General features: G+C 36.0%; 19 protein-coding genes and 2 tRNA genes. 8 read left to right on the top strand and 13 right to left on the bottom strand.

What is annotated here, in order from left to right; translation table 11 throughout:
- Positions 1-87 precede the first annotated feature (87 nt).
- The 3 genes from mutS (at position 88) to M0214_RS04085 (ending at position 2,984) form a co-directional block, all read left to right on the top strand.
- Positions 88-2,667, top strand: coding sequence for a DNA mismatch repair protein MutS (gene mutS, locus M0214_RS04095; RefSeq protein ID WP_248724928.1), 2,580 nt, complete (start codon positions 88-90; stop codon positions 2,665-2,667).
- A 129-nt stretch (positions 2,668-2,796) separates the two neighbouring features.
- Positions 2,797-2,868: transfer RNA gene (locus tag M0214_RS04090), tRNA-Gly, on the top strand.
- A gap of 32 nt (positions 2,869-2,900) precedes the next feature.
- Positions 2,901-2,984, top strand: a tRNA-Leu gene (locus tag M0214_RS04085).
- A gap of 107 nt (positions 2,985-3,091) precedes the next feature.
- Here M0214_RS04085 and M0214_RS04080 read toward each other — a convergent pair.
- Together M0214_RS04080 and M0214_RS04075 are read right to left on the bottom strand one after the other, a co-directional pair.
- A complete protein-coding gene (locus M0214_RS04080) occupies positions 3,092-3,412 on the bottom strand; it encodes a hypothetical protein (RefSeq protein WP_248724198.1) in 321 nt (106 codons plus the stop codon).
- A gap of 68 nt (positions 3,413-3,480) precedes the next feature.
- Positions 3,481-4,719 carry a 3-deoxy-D-manno-octulosonic acid transferase gene (locus M0214_RS04075; protein ID WP_248724197.1) on the bottom strand — a complete coding sequence of 413 codons (1,239 nt, stop codon included), beginning with the start codon at positions 4,717-4,719 and terminating at the stop codon, positions 3,481-3,483.
- A gap of 137 nt (positions 4,720-4,856) precedes the next feature.
- Between M0214_RS04075 and M0214_RS04070 the strand changes: the two genes are divergently transcribed.
- Together M0214_RS04070 and galE are read left to right on the top strand one after the other, a co-directional pair.
- A complete protein-coding gene (locus M0214_RS04070) occupies positions 4,857-6,011 on the top strand; it encodes a DegT/DnrJ/EryC1/StrS aminotransferase family protein (RefSeq protein WP_248724196.1) in 1,155 nt (384 codons plus the stop codon).
- Positions 6,004-7,026, top strand: coding sequence for a UDP-glucose 4-epimerase GalE (gene galE / locus M0214_RS04065; RefSeq protein WP_248724195.1), 1,023 nt, complete (start codon positions 6,004-6,006; stop codon positions 7,024-7,026). Before M0214_RS04070 ends, galE begins: the two co-directional genes overlap by 8 nt.
- Positions 7,027-7,069: 43 nt before the next feature.
- Here the strand turns inward: galE and lspA are convergent, their stop codons facing one another.
- From lspA to M0214_RS04045, 4 genes are read right to left on the bottom strand one after another with little or no spacing between them, the layout of a single operon-like run.
- Complete coding sequence (lspA, locus tag M0214_RS04060) at positions 7,070-7,582, bottom strand: signal peptidase II (protein ID WP_248724194.1); 513 nt, start codon at positions 7,580-7,582, stop codon at positions 7,070-7,072.
- Positions 7,583-8,476: an ACP S-malonyltransferase gene (gene fabD, locus M0214_RS04055; RefSeq protein ID WP_248724193.1), complete on the bottom strand. Its 894-nt coding sequence runs from the start codon at positions 8,474-8,476 to the stop codon at positions 7,583-7,585. It abuts the gene before it with no gap.
- 38 nt (positions 8,477-8,514) lie between these two features.
- Complete coding sequence (locus tag M0214_RS04050) at positions 8,515-9,849, bottom strand: kelch repeat-containing protein (RefSeq protein WP_248724192.1); 1,335 nt, start codon at positions 9,847-9,849, stop codon at positions 8,515-8,517.
- A gap of 49 nt (positions 9,850-9,898) precedes the next feature.
- A complete protein-coding gene (locus tag M0214_RS04045) occupies positions 9,899-10,561 on the bottom strand; it encodes a pyridoxamine 5'-phosphate oxidase family protein (RefSeq protein WP_248724191.1) in 663 nt (220 codons plus the stop codon).
- A gap of 91 nt (positions 10,562-10,652) precedes the next feature.
- Here M0214_RS04045 and M0214_RS04040 point away from each other — a divergent pair, with 91 nt between their 5' ends.
- Positions 10,653-12,143 carry a PLP-dependent aminotransferase family protein gene (locus tag M0214_RS04040; protein ID WP_256467948.1) on the top strand — a complete coding sequence of 497 codons (1,491 nt, stop codon included), beginning with the start codon at positions 10,653-10,655 and terminating at the stop codon, positions 12,141-12,143.
- On the opposite strand, the gene M0214_RS04035 is transcribed toward M0214_RS04040, so the two are convergent.
- Positions 12,135-13,058, bottom strand: a complete 924-nt coding sequence (locus M0214_RS04035) for a dihydrofolate reductase (protein WP_248724189.1) — start codon at positions 13,056-13,058, stop codon at positions 12,135-12,137. The genes M0214_RS04040 and M0214_RS04035 overlap by 9 nt on opposite strands.
- A 301-nt stretch (positions 13,059-13,359) precedes the next feature.
- Between M0214_RS04035 and M0214_RS04030 the strand changes: the two genes are divergently transcribed.
- Positions 13,360-13,656, top strand: a complete 297-nt coding sequence (locus M0214_RS04030) for an isoamylase early set domain-containing protein (protein WP_248724188.1) — start codon at positions 13,360-13,362, stop codon at positions 13,654-13,656.
- A 71-nt stretch (positions 13,657-13,727) separates the two neighbouring features.
- On the opposite strand, the gene M0214_RS04025 is transcribed toward M0214_RS04030, so the two are convergent.
- The 6 genes from M0214_RS04025 to M0214_RS04000 all read right to left on the bottom strand — a co-directional run bounded on the left by M0214_RS04025 (position 13,728) and on the right by M0214_RS04000 (position 21,728).
- Positions 13,728-16,505 (bottom strand): T9SS type A sorting domain-containing protein, encoded by a 2,778-nt coding sequence (locus M0214_RS04025; RefSeq protein WP_248724187.1) that lies wholly within the window; start codon positions 16,503-16,505, stop codon positions 13,728-13,730.
- 132 nt (positions 16,506-16,637) lie between these two features.
- Positions 16,638-17,462, bottom strand: a complete 825-nt coding sequence (locus tag M0214_RS04020; protein WP_248724186.1) for a thymidylate synthase — start codon at positions 17,460-17,462, stop codon at positions 16,638-16,640.
- Between the two features lie 192 nt (positions 17,463-17,654).
- A complete protein-coding gene (locus M0214_RS04015; RefSeq protein ID WP_248724185.1) occupies positions 17,655-19,154 on the bottom strand; it encodes a NupC/NupG family nucleoside CNT transporter in 1,500 nt (499 codons plus the stop codon).
- A gap of 10 nt (positions 19,155-19,164) precedes the next feature.
- The gene (locus M0214_RS04010; RefSeq protein WP_248724184.1) at positions 19,165-19,785 is read right to left on the bottom strand and encodes a bifunctional nuclease family protein; all 621 of its coding nucleotides are present in this window, start codon (positions 19,783-19,785) and stop codon (positions 19,165-19,167) included.
- 117 nt (positions 19,786-19,902) lie between these two features.
- On the bottom strand, positions 19,903-20,862 hold the full coding sequence (locus M0214_RS04005) for an electron transfer flavoprotein subunit alpha/FixB family protein (RefSeq protein ID WP_248724183.1): 960 nt from the start codon (positions 20,860-20,862) through the stop codon (positions 19,903-19,905).
- 119 nt (positions 20,863-20,981) lie between these two features.
- The gene (locus M0214_RS04000; RefSeq protein WP_248724182.1) at positions 20,982-21,728 is read right to left on the bottom strand and encodes an electron transfer flavoprotein subunit beta/FixA family protein; all 747 of its coding nucleotides are present in this window, start codon (positions 21,726-21,728) and stop codon (positions 20,982-20,984) included.
- A gap of 332 nt (positions 21,729-22,060) precedes the next feature.
- On the opposite strand from M0214_RS04000, the gene M0214_RS03995 reads away from it, so the two are divergent.
- A complete protein-coding gene (locus M0214_RS03995) occupies positions 22,061-23,038 on the top strand; it encodes a pyruvate dehydrogenase complex E1 component subunit beta (protein WP_248724181.1) in 978 nt (325 codons plus the stop codon).
- Positions 23,039-23,156 lie beyond the last annotated feature (118 nt).

The raw sequence follows: 23,156 nt of genomic DNA, 5'->3' as shown, positions 1-23,156 counted from the left end.
ACAAATAATATTTACATTAGCGTGCTTGCAGCTTTTTAATATCAAATAAAATCTACTACACTTTTGGCAAAGAAAGAAACTCCATTAATGAAACAGTACAATGCTATAAAGGCAAAGTACCCAGATGCTTTATTGTTGTTTAGAGTTGGTGATTTCTACGAAACCTTTGGTCAAGATGCTGTTAAAACAGCAGGGATTTTAGGGATTATTTTAACCAAGAGAGGCGCAGGTAGCGAAAGCGAAACAGAATTAGCTGGTTTTCCTCATCATTCCCTAAACACCTATTTGCCTAAACTTGTTAAAGCAGGCGAGCGTGTTGCTATATGCGATCAGTTGGAAGACCCTAAATTAACCAAGAAAATTGTAAAGCGAGGTGTTACGGAATTAGTGACTCCTGGTGTTGCTCTTAATGATGAAGTGTTGGTTTCTAAGTCCAATAATTTTTTGTGTTCGGTTTATTTTGATAAAAAATATATCGGTATTTCTTTTTTGGATATTTCTACGGGTGAGTTTTTAACCTCTCAGGGCAATGCTGAATATATTGACAAATTACTTCAAAATTTTAGCCCAAGCGAGGTCTTGGTTTCCAAACAAAAGCGTAATCTTTTCCATGAAACTTTTGGTGATGATTTTCATACGTTCTTCTTGGAAGACTGGGTGTATCAAACTGATTATGCCTATGAAACACTTACCAAGCATTTCGATACTAAAACACTTAAAGGATTTGGGGTAGAAGATTTATACGAAGGAATAATTGCTTCGGGGTCGGTTCTACACTATTTGGGAGAAACACAGCACCATAAATTGCAGCATATCACTTCTATTTCTAGAATTGCTGAAGATGATTATGTTTGGATGGATAAATTTACTATTAGAAATCTAGAACTTTATCATTCTACGAATAATAATGCAGTTACGCTTTTAAATGTTATAGATAAGACTATCTCTCCTATGGGAGGGCGTATGTTAAAACGTTGGTTGGCTTTACCTTTAAAGAGTTTAGATAAAATTAGGCTTCGTCATGAAGTGGTAGATTTTTTAACTAAAAACTCAGAGGCACTTCAAAATATCCAAAATCATATCAAGCATATTGGTGATTTAGAACGTCTTATTTCTAAAATTGCTACTGCAAAAGTGAATCCTAGAGAAGTAATTCAATTAAAAAATTCATTAGATGCCATTGTACCTATCAAAGCAATGGCAATTAGTTGCCAAAATGAATCGCTTAGAACTATTGGCGATAATTTACAAAGCTGTGATTTACTTAGAGAGAAAATAAAAGAAACCCTTAAAGAAGATGCTCCCGTTAACGTTTTAAAAGGGAATACTATTGCTGAAGGGTTTTCTAAAGAACTAGATGAGCTTAGAGGGCTTTCTAAATCTGGAAAAGATTATCTAGATAACATGCTAGAACGTGAAAGTGAACGTACTGGTATTCCTTCATTAAAAATAGCTTCAAATAATGTGTTTGGGTATTATATTGAAGTTCGCAATACTCATAAAGATAAAGTACCAGAGGAGTGGATTAGAAAGCAGACCTTAGTTAATGCCGAGCGTTATATTACTGAAGAATTAAAAGAATATGAAGCCAAGATCCTTGGTGCCGAAGACAGGATTCAAGCTCTAGAGCAGGAGTTGTTTGCAGACTTGGTAGTTTGGATGAGTCAGTATATAAAGGCTGTTCAACAGAATGCCCATTTAATAGGTCAGTTAGATTGTCTTTGTGGGTTTGCTCAATTGGCTAAAGATCATAAATATACATATCCTGTACTGGATGAGTCTTTTGATCTAGATATTAAAAACGGCAGGCATCCAGTCATTGAAAAACAATTACCCATAGGCGAGGCTTATATTGCCAATGATGTTTTTTTGGACAGAACGACTCAGCAGATTATAATGATTACTGGGCCCAACATGTCGGGTAAGTCCGCTATATTGAGACAAACGGCCTTAATTGTTTTATTAGCTCAAATAGGAAGTTTTGTGCCTGCAGATTCTGCTAAAATCGGGCTTATTGATAAAATATTTACCAGAGTGGGGGCCAGTGATAATATCTCTATGGGAGAGTCGACTTTTATGGTAGAAATGAATGAAACCGCTTCAATTCTTAATAACATATCAGATAGAAGTTTAGTGCTGTTAGATGAAATTGGGAGGGGTACTAGTACTTATGACGGTATTTCCATTGCTTGGGCTATTAGTGAATATTTGCACGAACATCCAGCCAAACCTAAAACACTTTTTGCTACACATTATCATGAACTCAATGAAATGACCGAAACGTTTGAACGCATAAGGAATTTCAATGTTTCGGTAAAAGAGTTAAAGGATAATGTGTTATTTTTAAGAAAGCTTGTAGAAGGGGGAAGTGCCCATAGTTTCGGAATTCATGTAGCTAAAATGGCAGGGATGCCACAACAGGTTTTACATCGGGCGAATAAAATCTTGAAGAAGTTAGAGCATTCTCATTCTAGTGAAGAGCTTACTGATAAGGTTAAATCTCTAAATAACGAAATGCAACTAAGTTTTTTCAATTTAGATGACCCGCTCCTAGAAAACATCAAGGAAGAAATTTTACATACTGATATTGATACACTTACACCGGTTGAGGCACTAATGAAACTCAATGAGATAAAACGCATGTTGGTTAAAAAAAGACGTGCCTAAAATAAATTACATTTATTTTAATAAAACCCTTTGCATTTATTAGAAATATTTTAAATTTGCACCCGCTAGAACGGTAAAATAATTTCGTTTTGGTCTCAATCGAAAGATTGGTTGTTCATAAAAAAGACTGCGAAAGTAGCTCAGGGGTAGAGCATCACCTTGCCAAGGTGAGGGTCGCGGGTTCAAATCCCGTCTTTCGCTCTGATACTTTCTTAAGTTCAAAATACCAAGTTGCTGAAGTGGTGGAATTGGTAGACACGTTGGACTTAAAATCCAATGGCCCTTGGGCCGTGCGGGTTCAAGTCCCGCCTTCAGTACAAAAGCCTTGCTCGATTGAGTAAGGCTTTTTTTGTTATGAGATTTTTTTAAAACAGAAAAGCAGCTTATTGAGCTGCTTTTCTGTTTTAAATATAAATAAGTGGTTTTAGTGTCCGCTTACTTCTTTAACTTTATTTTTAGCAGCATCAGCAGCGTTGTCTACAGCTTCACCAGCAGCATCAATGGCATCTTTAGCTGCATCGCCCGCTGTATCTACAGCCTCTTCTACAACCTCTTCTACCTTTTCAGCAGCATCTTTAGCAACTTCCTCAACTTTCTCAGCTGCTTCTTTCGCTTCGTTACCTGCTTTTTCAACGACCTGTTCAACAGCATCTTTTGTCTCTTCTGCCTTTTTTGTATCCCTACATGATGTAAACATTACAGCAAGGGTTAATAAAAAAACTGAACTTAAAACTAATTTTCTCATGACTTGATTTTTAGTGTTAATTAATTTGATTTTCCTTGAATATAAAAAAGGAAATATGAAAATTTATACTATTTACGTAAATAGTTCATAATCTGGATTGTTGCTCCCTTATTTTCTTTAATATATTCTAAGTTTTTAGACCCGCTTTTTTTACGAAAGTCACTATTCTCAATTAATTTGTCAAGGATACTAATAAAGCTGCTTAAGTTGAGGATTGAAAACATACCGCCCTTATCAAGCATAGCCTTTGCTTCGGGGAACTTCATGTGATTGCCACCAATAATTATCGGGACACCAAAAACGGCTGGTTCCAATGTGTTATGAAGGCCAGTATTTCCTAAAGCACCTCCAACATAAGCAATATCAGCATAATTATAAATTTTAGAAAGAATACCTATGGTGTCCACTATAAGTACTTGAGCATCTTTGAGTTTGTTGTTGTTTTCTTTTTCAGAGAATAATACTGTAGGAACGTTTATTCTACTTTTCAAGTTGTTAATTTGGTTGGCCTTGATGTTATGAGGAGCAATAATGAATTTTGTGTTATTATGTTTTGTGTTGTTAATATAGTCAACAAAAAAAGCCTCACCTTCTGGCCAGGTGCTCCCGGCAACTACACATAGCCTATTATTTTTAAATTCTTCAACAAAACCTAAGGTGTTATCTTGGTCTAATTGTGCAGTGACACGGTCAAAACGAGTGTCTCCAGAAACACTAACTTTATTATAATTAATAGATTCTAGTAATAGTTTTGAAGATTCATTTTGAGTAAAAATGTGTTCAAAAGAAAACAAAGCTTTCTTTAAGGTGTTTCCATAAAACTTAAAATAGGGTTGGTTTTTTCTGAAGCTGGCTGAAACTAAAATGGCTCTGAGCTGCCTTTTTCTTAGTTCGTTTAGTAAATTGGGCCAAATATCATACTTGACAAAAACTGTTAGTTCAGGTTTAACAATATCTAGAAACTTTTTAGCATTATTTTTTGTGTCTAAAGGAAGATAGACTACTATATCTGTTATTGGGTTGACTTTTTGTATTTCGAAACCTGAGGGAGAAAAAAAGCTAAGGACAATTTTATAATCAAAACAAAGTGTTTTTAGTTCTTTAAAAATAGGTAACCCCTGTTCGTATTCTCCCAAAGAAGCACAATGAAACCAAAGTGTTTTGTGTTCGCTATTTAGGTTGCTTTTAAGACTCTTAAACGTTTTTCTTCTTCCAGTAACGCCCTTGTTGATTTTGTCATTAAAAGGCGAAAGGCATTTTAAACCAAACCCTGCTAATCTTATGCCAATATTATAAAGAAAACTCAATATTAAATGTTTATTGCTAAAATACATTTCTTTGAATAAATTCGTTGGTTTAGCTATTCTAATTTTTGTAATTTCGTGATACGCAAGCTCCTCGTTTCTGTTTGTATTTGTATTAACAGGAGTTCTAATTTTTGAAGATGAAGAAAATTCAAATGGTTGACCTTAAAGGTCAGTACAGCGGTATAAAAGACGTTGTAAATCCTTCCATACAAGAAGTTATTGAAACCACAGCATTTATTAATGGACCCAAGGTTCATGAATTTCAGAAAAACTTAGAGGAGTATCTAGGTGTAAAGCATGTTATTCCCTGTGCTAATGGTACCGATGCTTTACAAATAGCCATGATGGGTCTTGGTCTAAAGCCAGGAGATGAGGTTATAACTGCAGATTTCACTTTCGCTGCTACTGTTGAGGTTATTGCTTTATTAAACCTAACTCCTGTTTTGGTCGATGTTAATGAAGACGACTTCAATATAAACATTCAGGCAGTTAAAAATGCCATAACACCAAGAACGAAGGCTATAGTACCTGTTCATCTATTTGGTCAATGTGCAAATATGGAAGCAATTATGGACATTGCAAAAGAACATGACCTATTCGTAATAGAAGATAATGCACAAGCTATTGGGGCTAATTATACATTTGAAAATGGAAAAAAGGTTAAAGCAGGAACAATAGGAGATATTGGAGCTACATCATTTTTTCCTTCCAAGAACTTAGGTTGCTACGGAGATGGTGGTGCGATTTTCACAAATAATGATGAATTGGCTAAAACGGTAAGAGGTATTGTAAATCATGGTATGTATGTAAGATATCATCATGATGTTGTTGGGGTAAACTCAAGATTGGATAGTATACAAGCAGCTGTATTAGATGCTAAATTGCCCAACTTAGATAGTTACAATAAAGCGAGGCAAAATGCTGCAAAAAAGTATAATGCTGCTTTTGCTGGGAATGAAAAGATAATTATACCGATTATCTCAAAATCATGTGAGGTTATGTGCGATAATTGTGATTGTCATGTATTTCATCAGTATACACTCAAAGTAAAGGCTGTTGACCGAGACGCTTTAGCTGCTCACCTAAATGAGAAGGGAATACCATGTGGCGTTTATTACCCTATTCCTTTGCATAAACAAAAAGCCTACGCCGATGATAGATATAATGAAGCTGATTTTGAGGTTACCAATAGGTTAGTAAAAGAAGTAATTTCATTACCAATGCATACCGAGCTTGATAATGAACAAATAGAATATATTACATCAACCGTTTTAAAATTTGTAAATGGATAAAATTTTAGTCACAGGTGGTTTGGGGTTTATTGGCTCACACACCGTTGTAGAATTACAAGAAGCAGGCTTTGAAGTTGTTATTATAGATGATTTATCGAATTCATCCGAAAATGTCCTTGATGGTATTACTGCGATAACAGGTAAGACACCGATTTTTGAAAAAATTGATTTAAAGGAAAAACAGCTAGTTGAAGATTTCTTTAAAAGACATAATGACCTTAAAGGGGTTATTCATTTTGCAGCTAGTAAGGCAGTAGGTGAAAGTGTTGAAAAGCCATTATTGTATTACGAAAACAATATAAGTACACTGGTTTATATATTAAAAGAGTTGAAGAATTTGCCTGAGGCAAGTTTTATTTTTAGCTCTTCCTGTACCGTTTATGGACAGGCAGATAAAATGCCAATTACTGAAAACGCTCCTGTAAAACCCGCTGAATCTCCTTATGGAAACACAAAGCAAATTGGGGAAGAGATAATTAAAGATATATGTAAAATTACACCAAATTTAAAAGCAATTGCTTTACGCTACTTTAATCCGGTTGGTGCACATAAATCTATTGAAATTGGAGAGTTGCCAATTGGTGTTCCTCAGAATTTAGTACCCTTTATTACCCAAACCGCTGCTGGGATTCGTGAGCAATTATCTGTTTTTGGAGACGACTATCCTACACCAGATGGGACTTGTATACGCGACTATATTCATGTGGTAGATTTGGCAAAGGCTCATGTAATTGCCTTACAAAGATTACTTAATGGAGCAAATAAAGATAACTACGAGACTTTTAATTTGGGTACTGGTAAAGGTAGTTCTGTATTAGAAGTTGTGAATTCTTTCGAGAAGGTATCAGGTGAAAAGTTAAACTATAAAATAGTAGGAAGAAGAGAAGGCGATGTTATTTCTGCTTATGCCGATACTAAAAAGGCAAAAGAAGAATTAGGTTGGCAAACCGAGTTGACTTTAGATGATGCTATGCTTTCAGCTTGGAACTGGGAAAAAAAAGTAAGAGGTGTTTAGGTAAAATACTCTTCAGTAAAATATAGAAAAAGCCGATTAATTATTAATCGGCTTTTTCTATATTTTTAGGTTTTTTCTTGAGTAAAATGGTAAACACGAGAATAATCATTCCGGTGGTCACAAACACATCGGCTACATTAAATACCCCTGTTTTAAAGGGGTCTCCTAAATCTATAAACCAAAAGTCGGTTACTTTCTTGAATACTATTCTATCAAAAACATTGGCTACACCACCACCAATAATAGCAGAGAACGCAAAAAGTGACCAATTATCTAAATTTTTATCTTTAAACACATAGCGCAGTACAAATCCTAAGACAACAACAGGAAGTATCATTAGTAAAATGATTCTCAATGTAGTGTTGAGTTCACTTCCCATGCCAAGGAATGCGCCTTTGTTTTCAACATTCATTAGGGTGAAGTATTCTCCAATAATAGGTCTTTTTTCAGTGTATAGTTCTACGTTAGCTCGGACCCAAACCTTAGTTATTTGGTCTAGGGCTATGGTGCCAATGATGGTTGCTAGTATAAATATAGAACGACGTGACATCTTCATTTATAAATTTCCTTCAAAAGTTGCAGAAGCTGTTTCAGAAGCTCTATTTATTTTCTTAACTAAGCCCTGTAAAACTTTACCTGGGCCAACTTCAGTGAATAAAGTAGCGCCATCTTCTATCATTTGTTGAACAGATTGTGTCCATCGAACAGGTGCAGTTAATTGAGATATTAAATTAGTTTTAATAGCAGTTTCATCGGTAACAGCAGAAGCCGTTACATTCTGATAAATCGGGCAGTTAGGTTTATTGAAAGATGTGTTTTCTATGGCAGCTGCTAATTCTTCGCGGGCAGGTTCCATTAAAGGCGAATGAAATGCGCCTCCAACAGGTAATACTAAAGCACGACGAGCACCTTCTTCCTTTAAGGTTTCACAAGCAGTATTAATCGCTTCAATTTCTCCAGAAATAACTAATTGTCCCGGACAATTATAGTTCGCAGCAACAACAACACCATCTGTATTATTACAAACGTTTTCTACAACATGGTCTTCTAAGCCTAAAACAGCAGCCATGGTGCTAGGCTTTAGTTCGCAAGCTTTTTGCATGGCCATAGCACGTTGCGATACTAATTTTAGTCCATCCTCAAAATTTAAGGTACCATTGGCAACAAGTGCAGAAAATTCTCCAAGTGAATGCCCTGCTACCATGTCTGGTTTAAAGCTATCACCAAGAGTTTTTGCTAATATTACCGAGTGTAAAAATATGGCAGGTTGTGTAACTTTGGTTTGTTTTAAATCGTCTGCAGAACCCTCGAACATAATATCTGTTATATTAAAACCTAAAATATCATTGGCTTTTTCGAAAAGTTCTTGTGCTTGTGCAGAGTTTTCATAAAGGTCTAAACCCATTCCTGAGAATTGTGCGCCTTGACCCGGAAATATATATGCGTTCATTATTATTAAATTTTAGTGAGGCAAAAGTACATGTTTTTTTAGTGACTTACTAGGGTAATGATTTTTTTAGAATTCCCGTTATACGTGATTTCTAAATTAGCCGTTTCTCCCTGTTTTTGAGAACTATGTTTTAATGCAATACTGAAGCTGATGTTAACGTCAACAAGGGTTAAATCATAAATGGATTCAATTTTGAAGGCACTAGCGTTTTTACCGGTTAATTCAATAGAGTTGATAAAGCTAGCAGTATTTCCAGCTTTATTTTTAATTTCAATTTTTGCTGAAGTTCCCTTATCTATTTTGAATTTTTCTGGGCCAGCAAGGTAAGATGCCTTTATTTGTTGTCCATGAGGTCTATCTTCATTATATACCTCCATGTTAAGTTGTCTGCCGCCTCCGCGTTTTGGTGAACCTCCGGTGATATAGATTCCTTTACCAGACAAAATAGCTTGAGTGCCATGTCTTGGATAATGCATATCGGCTTTGTCTTCCCAATTATCTGTCTTAGTATTGTAAGCCTCAACAACTTTATAGGCAGGTCCTTTTTTCTCGCCTTCACCACCCATAACAAATAGTTCTTTGTTAAGAACGGCAACTCCCGGAGCCGCACGAGGTGTTGGGATATCTTTTTTTAATGTAGACCATGTTTTCGTTTTAAAATCAAAGACGTCAACAATTTTAACCAATGGAGCGAAAACGCCGCCAAAACCTCCAGATTGTCTTCCTGCTGCGGCATATAATTTATGGTCTATAACAGCAGCACTAAAGTGATCTCGTGCCTGTGAGGCATCATCTAAAATAGTCCATATGTTTTTTTCTGGGTCGTATTCATCGAACCAATTCACATAACCCCCGTCGTGCCCTCTTGTATTTCCTCCCACAACATAGAATTTGTCCTCGTATACAACTAAACCCGCACCACCTCGTCTTCTTTCTTTAGGAATTTCAGGACCTTTAATCCATGTGTCGGTTGGCGGGAAATATAACCAAACATTATCTTCTGGAATTTCTCTTGGGAATTTATTGGTTTTAAAAGCTCCTATAACCCAAATAAACCCTTTGTAGAACGTCGCTTGGAAATGATTAAATTGTTTTGGAGCCTTATTTTGTGCGACTTTCCAAGTATTATGTGTAAAGTCGTAAATCTCTAATTTTTCAGCAGATTCACGCCCTCCAAACATGTAAAATCTGTTTCCAGCCTGAACAAAAGAACATTCATGGCGAGCAGTGTAATTTTCATTTTCATCTTTGTCAATCCACTGGTCTTCGTAAGTTGTATCTAATTTTATAGGGTTTGGATTTTGTTGAGGTGTCTTACAGGAAAAGAAAACCCCTAACAGTAAAAAACCTAAACCAAGCCTCCTAATAACCATATTGTTGATTTTGCATGTTGGTAAAATTACTTATCATGCAAAATACTAATTAGTTTCTATTTTGGTAATAATAATCCAAAACATGTTTAGGAACCTTTATGTTTTCTAGTACTGAGTTATCAGAGATTGGAACTTCTGCTATTTGTTTTATGGGAATAACTCCAGCCCAAATAGGGAGTTCTAAATCAGATTTTTCATCAATGGCTCCTTCTGCTCGTACTTTAGCAGAAGCGTTATTAATCCTAACCTCAATAACCAATGTTGACTTTAATTCTTTATCTGTCATGGGGCGCAGCGTGTCCCACCTTTTAGGAATCATTTGGTCAATAACGCATTTTAAGGCAGCTGTTTTAAGTTTAGGTTTTTCAACTTTAGTAGCCTTCCCAAAAACAGTGACAGACCGGTAGTTAACGGAGTGATGAAATCCGGAACGTGTTAATACCAGACCGTCTAAATGCATAATGGTCATACTCATTTGTTCGTTTTCTAAAATTGATAAAAGCATTCTGTTTTTTAAGGAACCGTGTAAGTAGATTTTATCTTCAATTTTGCCATAGGCCATCGGAATTGTAATAGGAGTATCCTCAAAGAGGTAGCTAACATAACCAATAAACCCTGCTTCGATAATGCTGTCAATCGTGTCTTTGTCATAAGTAGCACGGTTAGAACCTCTTATTACTTTATTCGTTTTTGATGTATTGTAGGTGTTCATTATAACTGTTGTTTCCGATTGTTTATAACAAAATTAGTAGCTTTATGGTGTATTGAGATAATCCAGAATTCATTTTTAAAATAGTCCAGTCATGATTCCTTATAAAACGACGATCCATTTAAGCAGGGACAGTAAAACCCCTTTATTTATTCAATTGACAAACCAATTTATTCAGCTTATAAAAAGTCGGACATTAATGCCCAAAGCAAAATTACCGGGAAGTAGAACGCTAGCTAATTTGTTGGGAGTGCACCGAAAAACAGTTGTAGCATGTTATGAAGAACTGGTTTTGCAGGGCTGGGCTGAAAGCATACCTCAAAGTGGCACATTTATTCATGCTGATTTGCCAGAACTACAGCAACAAAAATTGAACGAGCCACACGAAAATTTAGATACAACATTAGCTGGTTTTTCATTCATAAGAGATGAATCTTTAGATAGGAGCTTTCCTCAAGATCATGACGAATCATATTTATACGTAAACGATGGAATAAATGATGAGCGCCTCACGCCTTTCTCTGAAATAGGAATGATTTACAGACGGGTTTTAGGTAAAAAAAGCAATTTTAAGCATGCATCTTATGGCACGACTTACGGCAATTTAGAGCTTAGGGAAACATTAGTCAACTATTTAAATGAAACCAGAGGACTTAATGTATCTGTTGAAAATATTATGATTACAAGAGGAAGCCAAATGGGGATGTTTTTGTCGGCTCAAATATTGTTTGGAAATGGTGGGTGTATTATTGTTGGCGAAACAAATTACAGTTCTTCTGATACTACTTTCGAATTTTCTAACGCTACTATTTTAAGAGTGAGCGTAGAAGATGATGGTCTGGATATTAACGCGATAGAAAAGTTGTGTAAAATCAATCCTGTTAAAGCAGTTTACACAACATCTCATCATCATCACCCCACCACTATTACCATGTCTGCCCAGAAGCGATTACAATTATTAAACCTAGCAAAAGCCTATAAGTTTGCCATTGTTGAAGACGACTATGACTACGATTTTAACTATAACCATACTCCTATTTTACCATTGGCCAGCCACGACGTTTCTGGTAATGTAATTTATGTGGGATCTTTTTGTAAAACTGTTGCTCCTGTTTTTAGGGTGGGTTATTTGGTAGCCTCTAAAGATTTTGTAGATGAAGCTGCCAAATTGAGACGTTTTGTAGATCGACAAGGGGATGCCTTTTTACAGATTACATTTGCTAAATTTATAAAGGAAGGTGCTTTAGATAGACACGTAAGAAAGGTGATGAAGATTTACAAAGAGCGCAGAGATTATTTCTGTAAACTCCTGAAAGATGAACTGGATAGATATGTTGCCTTTGAAATACCCAAAGGCGGTATGGCGGTTTGGGTAACTTTAGATAAAAAATATTCTTGGGATGAAGTAGAAGAGGAAGCTAAAACGCATAAGCTATTGTTTGCCGAACTTAAACGCTACGATATGGCCAATATAGGGCATAATGGGATTAGGATAGGTTTTGCTCGCTATACTTTTGATGAGACCAAACTATTTATATCACACTTTAAAAAAACTATGGAAATTCTGGAATCCCGATTAAACTAGTTGTTTTCTTATATAAGTAATAAATGAAAACTCATAATCGTGATTGTTATCTTTCTTATGAAATTCGTTTGCTGTTTCTTTCCATACATTCGTGTCTATTTCAGGGAAAAAGGCATCACCTTCAAAGGTTTCGTGAACTCTGGTAAGTTCAATTTTATCAGCTATGGTCATCGCTTGCTTGTAAATCTCGCCTCCTCCTATTATAAAAGGTTGTTCATCGCTTTTTGCTTCAGTAATGGCAGCCTCTAAACTATTTACAATAATGACACCTTCAGGAGCTTTATAATCGGTTTGTCTTGTAATGACAATATGTGTTCTGTTGGGTAAAGGTTTAGGGAAGCTTTCAAAAGTCTTACGTCCCATAATGATATGATGACCGTTTGTTAGCGCTTTAAATCGTTTTAAATCATTGCTGAGGTGCCAGATTAACTTGTTATCTTTCCCAATAGTATTATTTTCTGCAGCAGCAACTATAATGGTTATTACCGAAGATTTACTTTTGATTGCAATCTCTTCGTTATAAATTTCACTTTCGGCAATGTGGGGCGCTTCTTTTTTTAGTTCGTTCTTTATTTTTTCTATACGTTCTTTTTGAGCAGTTACAAGTTTGTTCAATTGTTTCTGTTCCCAAGCCTTACCCATAAATTTATGTGTTACAAAAACATTAAAAGCGTGATATAGCAACAGGAATAACCAAGCTAGAATAGCCAATACAAACCAATTCATAGCAAAAGGCATGAAACTTTCACCTATACCTAAAACCGTGTTGGCTATGATTAAAAAAACGGCACCCAATAAAAATAAAACAAAGTGAATGTAAAGGCGTTTTTTTTGCCTAATTCGCCTTAGTGCATTTTCAATTAATTCTAATTGGTCTTTATCTATTTGGGGCGTGTTTTTCTTCTTTCCGAACATGCTTGCAAAATAAGAAATGTAAAGTTAATATTTTATAATTGCCGTTTTTTATATTTTGTTGTTCAGGTGCTTGTTTTCGAAAACGTTTTAGTTTTAAAATGCCTGAAAATCAGCTTCAAAGGCTATGTTTTTTTGTTGATGATACCATATTTTTTTACATAAAATTTTCTCATACTTTAAAATATTGTTATTCTATATTACCAAATTAATAATTCTGATAGGTTAGTTAAGGATATTGTATACGCATAGCGATATCTTTTATAAATTTGTACCATAAAACAACACGCAAAAATTTAAAATCATGGCAATTAAAAAACAATACTTAAAGACTAAACCAGTATGTAAAGTTACTTTTTCTATAGAAGCTGAAGAAGCAAAAAAGGTTTCTGTAGTAGGGAGTTTTAACGAATGGAACGCAAAAAAGGCTCCTCTAAAAAAATTAAAAAATGGTACTTTTAAAGGGACTATAGATTTAGATAAGGATAGTTCTTATGAGTTCAAGTACCTAGTAGATGGAGAATATGTTAACGATTCTGCAGCAGATTCTTATGCATGGAATGATTTTGCAGGAGCTGAAAACAGTGTAATAACTGTTTAGTAGTATATAAAAATTTACATAAAAAAAGTGCTTCCTTTAGGAAGCACTTTTTTTATGTAATCACATGGCAATTAATTTTTAATAAACTTTTTAGTTCCTGTTTTGTCTTCAAATTTTAAATTTAGAAAGTAAACCCCTTTACTGAGTGCCGAAACATCTATGCCATCATCCGGTGTTGCTACACCTCTAGATATTATTTGACCAGAGACATTGATGATATTGTAATCAAATGTTTTTGAGTAAAACGATGTTTTAAGATTTAATCTTGTTGTCACAGGGTTCGGATAAAGAGAAATTTCGTTACTGATATTGTTTACATCTTCAATACTAAGAACATCAGTTATGGTGGCCTCAAACATACCGTTTCCATGTGTGCCGACGAGTAATTTACTATCAGCTGGTCTGTAAGCCAACGAGCTCACCACTGCGAATCCAATTGTAGATGAACCTTCTCTAACCCAATCTGTAGTTGTTGGGTCTGTGGAGCTGTACAAGCCTCGTGCAGTACCAACAAAATATAATACCTCACCAGAAACTTCAGTTATAGCTGCAGACCTTATGGAGTGTAGCGATAGGTTACGTTCTACTAAAGTCCAAGTTGGTGTAGCCGAAGTGGCATTTGTAGTCAAGTATATACTATTAATCCCATAGTTAGAATATGTTGCTAAAACAATATCTCTATTAGTTGGATGAATGGCCAGTCCTGTTACAATAGATGGAAAAGTGGTTGAAGCAGTAGGGGGAGTAATATCAATCGCAGAAGCAATGCTTGCAGCATTTTGTGGGTCGTCTAGTCTGTATATGTGACCAGTATCTCCACCCATTAACAAATAACTTGTAGCCGCACTGTATGTGCCTCTGGTCGTGGAGAATATTTGAAAATTATCTGTGTGAGTAAACGTTGAGGTACTTCCTAAATCGGTCCATGTATCTTGTGTGACATTAAGTGCATCGGTCGTTCTCAATAGCTTATCGTTTGATGCATAATAAAGAGCATTATTATTGTCTGGGTCTGAATGGTAATACGTTACAAACTGACTGGGGTATAATACCTCTTCAACAGCAGGAGGGCCTATTTCTGGTGCTGTAATGCGAGGTGTTATTTCAGTGTAGCCATCACAATAGCGATATAACTGACCATTTTGAACACTTGAGAAAAAACCAAGTGAGCAACCTGCATCATTAAAAAGTGCAGCGGCGCCACCATCACCACCAGTTGCAGCGCTATGAGCCGTTAAAGTTCCATTTAATGGTGTTCCTCCTACAGTAGTTCCGTTGTCTTGAGAGCCTCCAATAACAAAATTGGAACTGATATCAGGATTGATATTTATGTGGTAAAACTGAAATGTTTGGTATCCGTTATTTAAACTGGTCCATGCAACGGTGGCATCTGTAATATTATTTGTTCTGTGAACACCACCATCTGTTCCCGTAAAAAGAATATTATCATTAAAGGGACTAAAAACCAAGGAGTGAATATCGGGATGGTGATTTAGGTATAAAGAATAACCAGCAGAAGATGCGTAACCGCCAATACGTGTGAATGTAGCATCGGTTGTGATGTCTGCTATCTTGTATGCATTAGTACCACCAATAATCACAAAATCTTCATCATCTGGTTTAACACTAACAACAAGGTCATAGCCCCCCTGAATAGCAAAAGGATCATTACCGTCCGAGCAGCCAGACTCATCTGGCAATTTACTTGTGTAGTCAGTAAATGTCGTTGTGGACTGGTTCCATTGCCAAAGTCCAGCTTCAACAGCTTCGGTTCCACTACAATCTGAAGTAGTACCATTATCGAATAATACATACAGTATATCTTCATTAGATGGCGCTATAGCCATTACAACTCTGCCAGCAGGGGTGAAATCAGCTGCGTTTATTCTAGACCAAGCACCTGTCGCCTCAATTCCTGTTGCGGATGTCCATACACCTTCAACTGAAGCGTCGTCTACACCTGAAAAAGAAACATAGACACGTCCTCCTGTGGTGATAACAATATCTGTTGCCTGATTTGTGGAAGCTCCAGAAGAACCATTGTCAATTTCTGTAATCCAACTTGAACCGTTAAAGCGGCGAATTCTTCCCAGCAAAGCTGCATATAGGTCACCGGTTGTTGGATGAACGGCTAACCTGTATACGATATCAAAGAAACTATCAAAACTCGTTTGAGTACTACTTGTGGACGGTAATTGGGACCATGTAATACCACCGTCTGTAGATTTCCAAATACCTTGACCTAAGTAAAAAGCACCACTTTTTGAAGTTGAGTTTCCTAAGCCTTCACCTGTGCCATAGTACCAAGTGTTTTCTTGGCCTGCTCTTGGGTCTTGAACAATAGAAGTAACGTTGTGTATTTCATCATTTGAGGAAACCTTGGTCCATGTTGCTCCACCATCAGTAGTACGGAAAACACCGCCGCTAACACCACCGGCAATAATTGTATTACCAGTATTATCACTTCTATCAACAACAAGAGCCCGAGTTCTACCACCAAAGTTACTTGGTCCGCGACTAATATAGGTTGCTTGAGGTACTTTTGCACTTAAGCTATTGTAAGTCCTTAATTTAGTACTTCGTGCTTGTTTAAATTCTCTGCTCTTATCAGTCTTAGATACAATTCCTGTATTGGGGTTAACCTGTCTATAAAACTCATATAAGTCACGAGCCTCGTTATACAAGGCACGTTCTTCAAGTGTTTTTTTCTTTCCTTTTTGAGTGGGATTGATAGTCTTTCGCTCAATTTTAACAACTTTATTGCTTTCATCTGATGAATAAAGTATTGTTATTAATGCAATAACAGCGCAGAAAACAAGTGAGCCTGCTAGAAGTAATTTTTTTTTCACAATATGCTTAGTTTTTGGTTAATAGAAAACACCTAACAAGATATGGAAAATGTAGACTTTTGCCTAATTTATTTATTGAGACATTAAAAAAACAAGCATTTTTTGTGAAATAAATAATATTTTCACAAAGTACTAAACGGCCACAACACCTTTTATGTGCGGGTGTGGATCGTAATTTAATAAGGTGAAATCCTCAAATTTAAAATCGAAAATATCTTTAATCTCAGGGTTTAAAACCATTTTCGGTAATGGCCTAGGTTCTCTTGATAATTGTAGTTCTAGTTGCTCATAATGGTTACTGTAAATGTGGGCATCGCCAAAAGTATGTATAAATTCACCAGCTTCGTAACCGCAAACTTGAGCCATCATTAAGGTAAATAACGCATAGGATGCAATGTTAAATGGAACACCCAAAAAGATATCTGCACTACGTTGGTATAATTGGCAAGAGAGCTTTCCATCTGCTACGTAAAACTGGAAAAAGGCATGACAGGGAGGTAACGCTGCTTTTCCGTTGGCAACATTTTCCCCAAACGAAATCGAAGTATCAGGTAAAACAGATGGGTTCCAGGCAGACACTAACATTCTACGGCTATTCGGGTTTTTTTTGAGTGTCTCAATAACCTCTTTTATTTGGTCTATTTCATCACTGTTCCAGTTACGCCATTGATGTCCATAAACCGGTCCTAAATCACCGTTTTCATCAGCCCACTCATTCCAGATTCTAACACCGTTATCTGTTAAGTACTTAATGTTAGTATCACCTTTTAAAAACCATAATAATTCATAAATGATAGATTTTAGGTGCAACTTCTTGGTTGTGACCATTGGGAAACCCTCATTTAAATCGAATCGCATTTGGTAACCGAAAACACTTTTTGTTCCGGTACCTGTACGGTCGCCCTTTTCATTTCCATTTTCTAATACATGTCTTACTAAGTCGTGATACTGTTTCATAGGCATTATTCCTGTGAGAACAGGAATCTCATAATAAGTTAAAAATAAGCAGCAATCAGTATGATGATAGCAGCAACGAATTTAAAGAAAAAGAGTGTTTAAATATTTCATCTTAAAGCGGATAATATCAAAAAGTTATTAACGGTTTAAGATGCTATGAAATATAGGAAAGTTTCTCTAATAGCGCGAATTTTAGCCTATAATCATGCCTGCAATAGTAGCCGATACCAAAGAAGCGATAGTTCCACCAATTAAGGCTTTCATTCCAAAGTGAGATAAGACTTTACGTTGTCCTGGAGCTAAAGAACCTATACCTCCAATTTGAATTCCTATTGAGGCAAAATTGGCAAATCCACAAAGCATGTAGGTTGCCATAATAACCGACTTTTCAAATTTAAGATGGGTTGCACTTGCAACATTTTTTAAGTCCGCCAATTGAATATAACCTATAAATTCACTGGCGGCTAATTTAATCCCAAGCAGCTGCCCCATAAGTGCCATGTCTTCTTTGGCAACACCAATAAGCCACATTAGCGGAGCAAAGGCATAACCCAAAAGAAACTCTAATGATAAGCTGTCATATCTTGTATTAGCAACTATCCAATCATTGATTCCAGAGTAATGACCAACCTTCAAGAATATAAAGTTAAACATTGCGATGAAGGCAACAAAAACCAGTAACATTGCTCCAACGTTTACAGCTAATTTTAATCCTTCGGTTGTCCCATTAGCAATAGCGTCCAAAAAATTAGAACCGATTTTATCTTGTGAAACTTTTACTTCGGTATTTACACTTTCAGTCTGAGGATATAATATTTTTGAAATCACAATGGCGCCTGGTGCCGCCATTACAGATGCTGCCAATAAATGTTTTGCGTAAAATAATCTTAGCTCTGGGTCGTCACCACCTAAGAACCCTATGTAGGCTGCTAAAACAGCTCCTGCTACGGTTGCCATACCTCCAATCATAACCAAGAGCATTTCAGACTTATTCATCTTTTCTAAATAAGCCTTTATTAAAAGTGGAGCTTCAGTTTGACCCAAAAAGATATTGCCTGCAACACTTAAACTTTCGGCTCCTGATATTTTTAAAAGTTTAGATAGTAGCCATCCAAATCCTTTTACAACAATTTGAATAATTCCTAAATAATATAGAACAGAGGTTAATGCCGAAAAGAAAATAATAGTTGGTAAAACTTGAAAGGCAAAAATGAATCCAAAAGTGTCCATATCAACTACTAAACCTTCAAAAAGGAATTTACTTCCAGCTCTTGTAAATTCTAAGACTTGAACAAAAAGGCCTCCAATAAATTCAAAGATGGCCTTTACAAATTCAACTTTTAAAACACCAATAGCTATAAGTAATTGAAACCCTAAACCTATGCCTACAATTCTCCAATTGATTGCTTTTCTATTGCTACTAAAGAGAAAGGCTATAAATACCAGTGATATCATTCCTAAAACACCGCGCCAAAGACTTTTTAAAGAAAAGCCTTCACTTGGAATTATAGAACAATTAGTTTTATGGTTAACAAGTGTAGTATTGGTAGTATCAGGAGTTGTGCTAACTGTTGTCTGTTCGTTAACTGAAACAGTAGCTTCCTGCAAAGTTTCTTTTTCTGTTCCCTGTGCTAATGTTGAAGTTGAAAAAACCAAAAAAAAGACAAGAAATGACAGAAAAAGTTGTTTCATAGTAAGCACATTATTTTCGTTTGGAGATTTCGTCTCTTATATGTGCTGCCTTTTCATAGTCTTCATTGGCGACAGCCTCGTCAAGTAATTTTTCTAATTCATCTATAGATTTATCGCCGTAATTGTCTCTAATCGCTGGCTCTAGCTCACCTGCCATAACATCGTCCATTAATATGCTGTCTTCTTTAGTTTCGTTTTCATCATCGCTAGAAGGGTTTACCTTTAAATAAATGCCAGCCTTGTCCAGAATATTCTTATATGTGAAAATAGGTGCTTCAAATCTTAGAGCAAGGGCAATAGCATCACTGGTTCTTGCATCAATAATTTCCTCGATTTTATCACGTTCGCAAATTAAACTTGAAAAAAAGACACCATCTACTAGTTTGTGTATAATAACTTGTTTTACAATGACATCAAATCTATCAGCAAAATTCTTGAATAAATCGTGAGTAAGAGGTCTTGGTGGACGGATTTCTTTTTCAAGTGCAATTGCTATGGATTGTGCTTCAAAAGCACCAATTACTATAGGGAGTTTGCGGTCTCCGTCAACTTCATTTAATATTAGGGCATAGGCACCATTTTGTGTTTGGCTATAAGAGATGCCCTTTATATTTAACCGTACTAAGCTCATAATTTATAAAAGCACAAAGAACTACTTTAATTTGGAATTTACCAACTGCACATTTAATATTTAGGTAAATTGGGTCAATTCACCAGGAATAATTAAATATACAAGGTATAAAAAAAATTATTGCTGAGCCTTAAAAACTTTTAATTTTTCGATGAGTTCTGGTACGACTTTAAAAGCGTCTCCAACCACTCCATATTCTGCGGCTTTGAAGAAAGGTGCTTCTGGGTCTGTATTTATTACGACTTTAGTTTTAGACGCGTTAACCCCAGCTAAATGCTGTATAGCTCCAGATATACCTATGGCAATATAAAGATTAGACGCTACAGGTTTTCCTGTTTGCCCTACGTGTTCAGAATGTGGTCTCCAGCCTAAGTCTGAAACAGGTTTAGAACATGCGGTTGCGGCACCCAAAACGTCAGCTAGTTCTTCTATTAGCCCCCAGTTTTCTGGACCTTTTAATCCGCGTCCTCCAGATACAACAATATCGGCATCGGCTATGGTTACTTTGTCTGTGGCCTTATCTACAGATTCAACTGTAATTTTTGATTCAGGGATTGCTGGTGAAAAGTCTTCAGCAGTAGCGCTTCCTGAAGATTCAATCAACCCAAAAGCATTGCTAGATACACCTATAACCTTAACGTCTGTATTTATTTGAGCTATTTCAAAAGCCTTGTTTGTAAAAGCATTTCTTTTAACAGAAAAAGGAGATGTGCTGCTAGGGGCTTCAATCACATTTGAGGCATAACCAGCATTTAAGCCAACGGCTAAAAGAGGTGCTAGATATTTACTGTCTGCACTAGAACTTAAAACAATAACTTGTGCACTTTCTTTTTCAGCGGCTTGTTCTATAATGTTTGCATAAGTTTTTGCATTAAATGCCTCTAGATCAGAGTTGGAAACGCTCAATACTTTGTCTACGCCGTAATTTCCCAATTCTGAGGTGTCTTCAGCATTAATGGAGACAGCTGTAACTGTAGTCCCTAACTGATTTGCAACTGCTTTGGCATAAGAAGCTACTTCTAAAGCTCCTTTTTTAAATGTTCCTTGATCTGATTCTGTATATACTAAAACTGACATAAAACTTTAATTTTTGTCATCCTGAACTGGTTTCAGGATCTCATTTAATGATTTTTTATTGACTCCGAAACATCACTTCGACTACGCTCAGTATAACAGTTCGGAATGATTAGCATGTGCTAGATTACTTTAGCTTCGTTGTGGAGTAAACTAATTAATTCGTCTAGATTATCTTCGCTTACCAATTTCACATCGCCTTTGGGCGCTGGTTTTTCAAACTTTATAGATGTGGTTTTGTTGTTGCTGTCCACAGGTTCTACAACTGATAACGGTTTTTTTCGAGCCATCATAATGCCTCTCATGTTGGGGATTCGCAAATCGCTTTCTTCTACTAGTCCTTTTTGTCCACCAATAACCAACGGTAAAACTGTTGATACAGTTTCTTTTCCACCATCGATTTCTCTGGTAGCCTTGGCCGTATTGCCTTCAACTTCAAGAGCGATGCAGTTGTTTACAAAATTGGCATCTAACAAACCAGCTATCATCCCTGGTACCATACCACCGTTATAGTCTATGGATTCTCTCCCAGCGATAACAAGATCAAATCCTCCATTTTTAACAACTTCAGCAAGTTGTTTGGCAACTGTAAATCCATCTTTAGCTTCTGTATTTACACGAATAGCTTCATCGGCTCCAATGGCAAGTGCTTTTCTTAGTGTAGGTTCAGTTTCAGGACCACCAACACTGGCAACAGTGACTTTTGCACCTTGTTTTTCTTTGAGCCACATGGCACGAGTTAATCCAAATTCATCGTTTGGATTGATTATGAACTGTACACCGTTTGTGTCGAATTTTGAATCGTTATCGGTGAAATTTATTTTTGAAGTCGTGTCTGGAACATGACTTATACACACTAAAACATTCATAGAATTTTGCGTTTAAAAAGGACAATTTTTTTGTGGTTACGAAGGTAATTATTTTATTTCTAAAAAATACTATGCGCGCATAATAAAATTTTCTTAAAACTTAAGAAAATAGGATTTAATTGAGATTTTTTTGAGAATTTATAATGTATTTCTTACTCAATATGAGAATAAATAAAATAAATTCCAGATTATTTAAATATCAATTATTCATAAAAGATGTAATAATTCTACAAAATTATCAATTGTTCATCTAGAGGTGCTTTTACTGTTGGTTTTATGTTCTGTTTATTGGCAATAATTACTATTTTTGCATCTCGAACAAAACAATATAAATGAAGACAATTCAATTTAGAGAGGCTGTATGTGAGGCCATGAGCGAAGAAATGCGCAGGGATGAGAGCGTGTATTTAATGGGTGAAGAAGTAGCAGAATACAATGGGGCTTACAAGGCTTCTAAAGGTATGTTAGACGAGTTTGGTCCAAAACGTGTTATAGATACGCCAATCGCTGAGCTAGGTTTTGCAGGTATTGCCGTGGGTTCGACCATGACAGGAAATAGGCCTATAGTAGAGTACATGACTTTTAATTTCTCTTTAGTTGGAATTGATCAAATTATAAACAACGCAGCTAAAATCAGGCAAATGTCTGGTGGGCAATTTAAATGTCCTATTGTATTCCGTGGGCCAACAGCATCTGCCGGTCAATTAGGGGCAACACACTCACAAGCTTTTGAAAACTGGTTTGCAAATACGCCAGGATTAAAAGTTGTTGTGCCATCAAATCCTGCTGATGCCAAAGGATTATTGAAATCTGCTATCCGTGATGATGATCCCGTTATTTTCATGGAAAGTGAGCAAATGTACGGTGATAAAGGCGAAGTTCCAGAAGGTGAATATTTAATCCCAATTGGTGTTGCAGATATTAAAAGAAAAGGAGATGATGTAACTATCGTGTCTTTCGGAAAGATTATTAAAGAGGCTTATAAAGCAGCCGATGAATTAGCCAAAGAAGATATTTCATGTGAAATTATCGATTTGCGTACTGTTCGTCCAATGGACAGAAAAGCTATTGTAGAGTCTGTTAAAAAAACAAATAGATTAGTCGTGCTGGAAGAAGCTTGGCCATTTGGTAATGTGGCTACGGAAATTACATACTTAGTGCAATCTGAAGCATTCGATTACTTAGATGCTCCAGTAATTAAACTAAACACAGCTGATACACCTGCACCATATTCTCCAGTTCTATTGAAAGAATGGTTACCAAATAGCGAGGATGTGATAAAAGCGGTGAAGAAAGTTTTGTATCAATAAAAAATATTTTTTTACGTTATAGAAACTTCATTAACACATTGTTGATGGAGTTTTTTTGTATCCAAAAGGTAATTAGAAAGACTTTTTCAGGACTTTATGCAACCTACGGATTAATGTT

Origin of the sequence: Seonamhaeicola sp. ML3 (genome assembly GCF_023273855.1) — a bacterium.
Taxonomy (GTDB): domain Bacteria; phylum Bacteroidota; class Bacteroidia; order Flavobacteriales; family Flavobacteriaceae; genus Seonamhaeicola.
Note: the sequence above shows the minus strand (reverse complement) of the source record. Positions and strands in the feature narration are given on the sequence as shown.

Excerpts from the sequence above, each read along its gene's own strand:
- M0214_RS04005 (WP_248724183.1), bottom strand. The coding sequence starts at position 20,862 with ATGTCAGTTTTAGTATATACAGAATCAGATCAAGGAACATTTAAAAAA.
- lspA (WP_248724194.1), bottom strand. The coding sequence starts at position 7,582 with ATGAAGATGTCACGTCGTTCTATATTTATACTAGCAACCATCATTGGC.
- M0214_RS04020 (WP_248724186.1), bottom strand. The coding sequence starts at position 17,462 with ATGAAACAGTATCACGACTTAGTAAGACATGTATTAGAAAATGGAAAT.
- M0214_RS04045 (WP_248724191.1), bottom strand. The coding sequence starts at position 10,561 with ATGAACACCTACAATACATCAAAAACGAATAAAGTAATAAGAGGTTCT.
- M0214_RS04015 (WP_248724185.1), bottom strand. The coding sequence starts at position 19,154 with ATGAAACAACTTTTTCTGTCATTTCTTGTCTTTTTTTTGGTTTTTTCA.
- M0214_RS04010 (WP_248724184.1), bottom strand. The coding sequence starts at position 19,785 with ATGAGCTTAGTACGGTTAAATATAAAGGGCATCTCTTATAGCCAAACA.
- M0214_RS04030 (WP_248724188.1), top strand. The coding sequence starts at position 13,360 with ATGGCAATTAAAAAACAATACTTAAAGACTAAACCAGTATGTAAAGTT.
- galE (WP_248724195.1), top strand. The coding sequence starts at position 6,004 with ATGGATAAAATTTTAGTCACAGGTGGTTTGGGGTTTATTGGCTCACAC.
- M0214_RS04080 (WP_248724198.1), bottom strand. The coding sequence starts at position 3,412 with ATGAGAAAATTAGTTTTAAGTTCAGTTTTTTTATTAACCCTTGCTGTA.
- M0214_RS04035 (WP_248724189.1), bottom strand. The coding sequence starts at position 13,058 with ATGTTCGGAAAGAAGAAAAACACGCCCCAAATAGATAAAGACCAATTA.
- M0214_RS03995 (WP_248724181.1), top strand. The coding sequence starts at position 22,061 with ATGAAGACAATTCAATTTAGAGAGGCTGTATGTGAGGCCATGAGCGAA.
- fabD (WP_248724193.1), bottom strand. The coding sequence starts at position 8,476 with ATGAACGCATATATATTTCCGGGTCAAGGCGCACAATTCTCAGGAATG.
- mutS (WP_248724928.1), top strand. The coding sequence starts at position 88 with ATGAAACAGTACAATGCTATAAAGGCAAAGTACCCAGATGCTTTATTG.
- M0214_RS04050 (WP_248724192.1), bottom strand. The coding sequence starts at position 9,849 with ATGGTTATTAGGAGGCTTGGTTTAGGTTTTTTACTGTTAGGGGTTTTC.
- M0214_RS04000 (WP_248724182.1), bottom strand. The coding sequence starts at position 21,728 with ATGAATGTTTTAGTGTGTATAAGTCATGTTCCAGACACGACTTCAAAA.
- M0214_RS04070 (WP_248724196.1), top strand. The coding sequence starts at position 4,857 with ATGAAGAAAATTCAAATGGTTGACCTTAAAGGTCAGTACAGCGGTATA.
- M0214_RS04040 (WP_256467948.1), top strand. The coding sequence starts at position 10,653 with ATGATTCCTTATAAAACGACGATCCATTTAAGCAGGGACAGTAAAACC.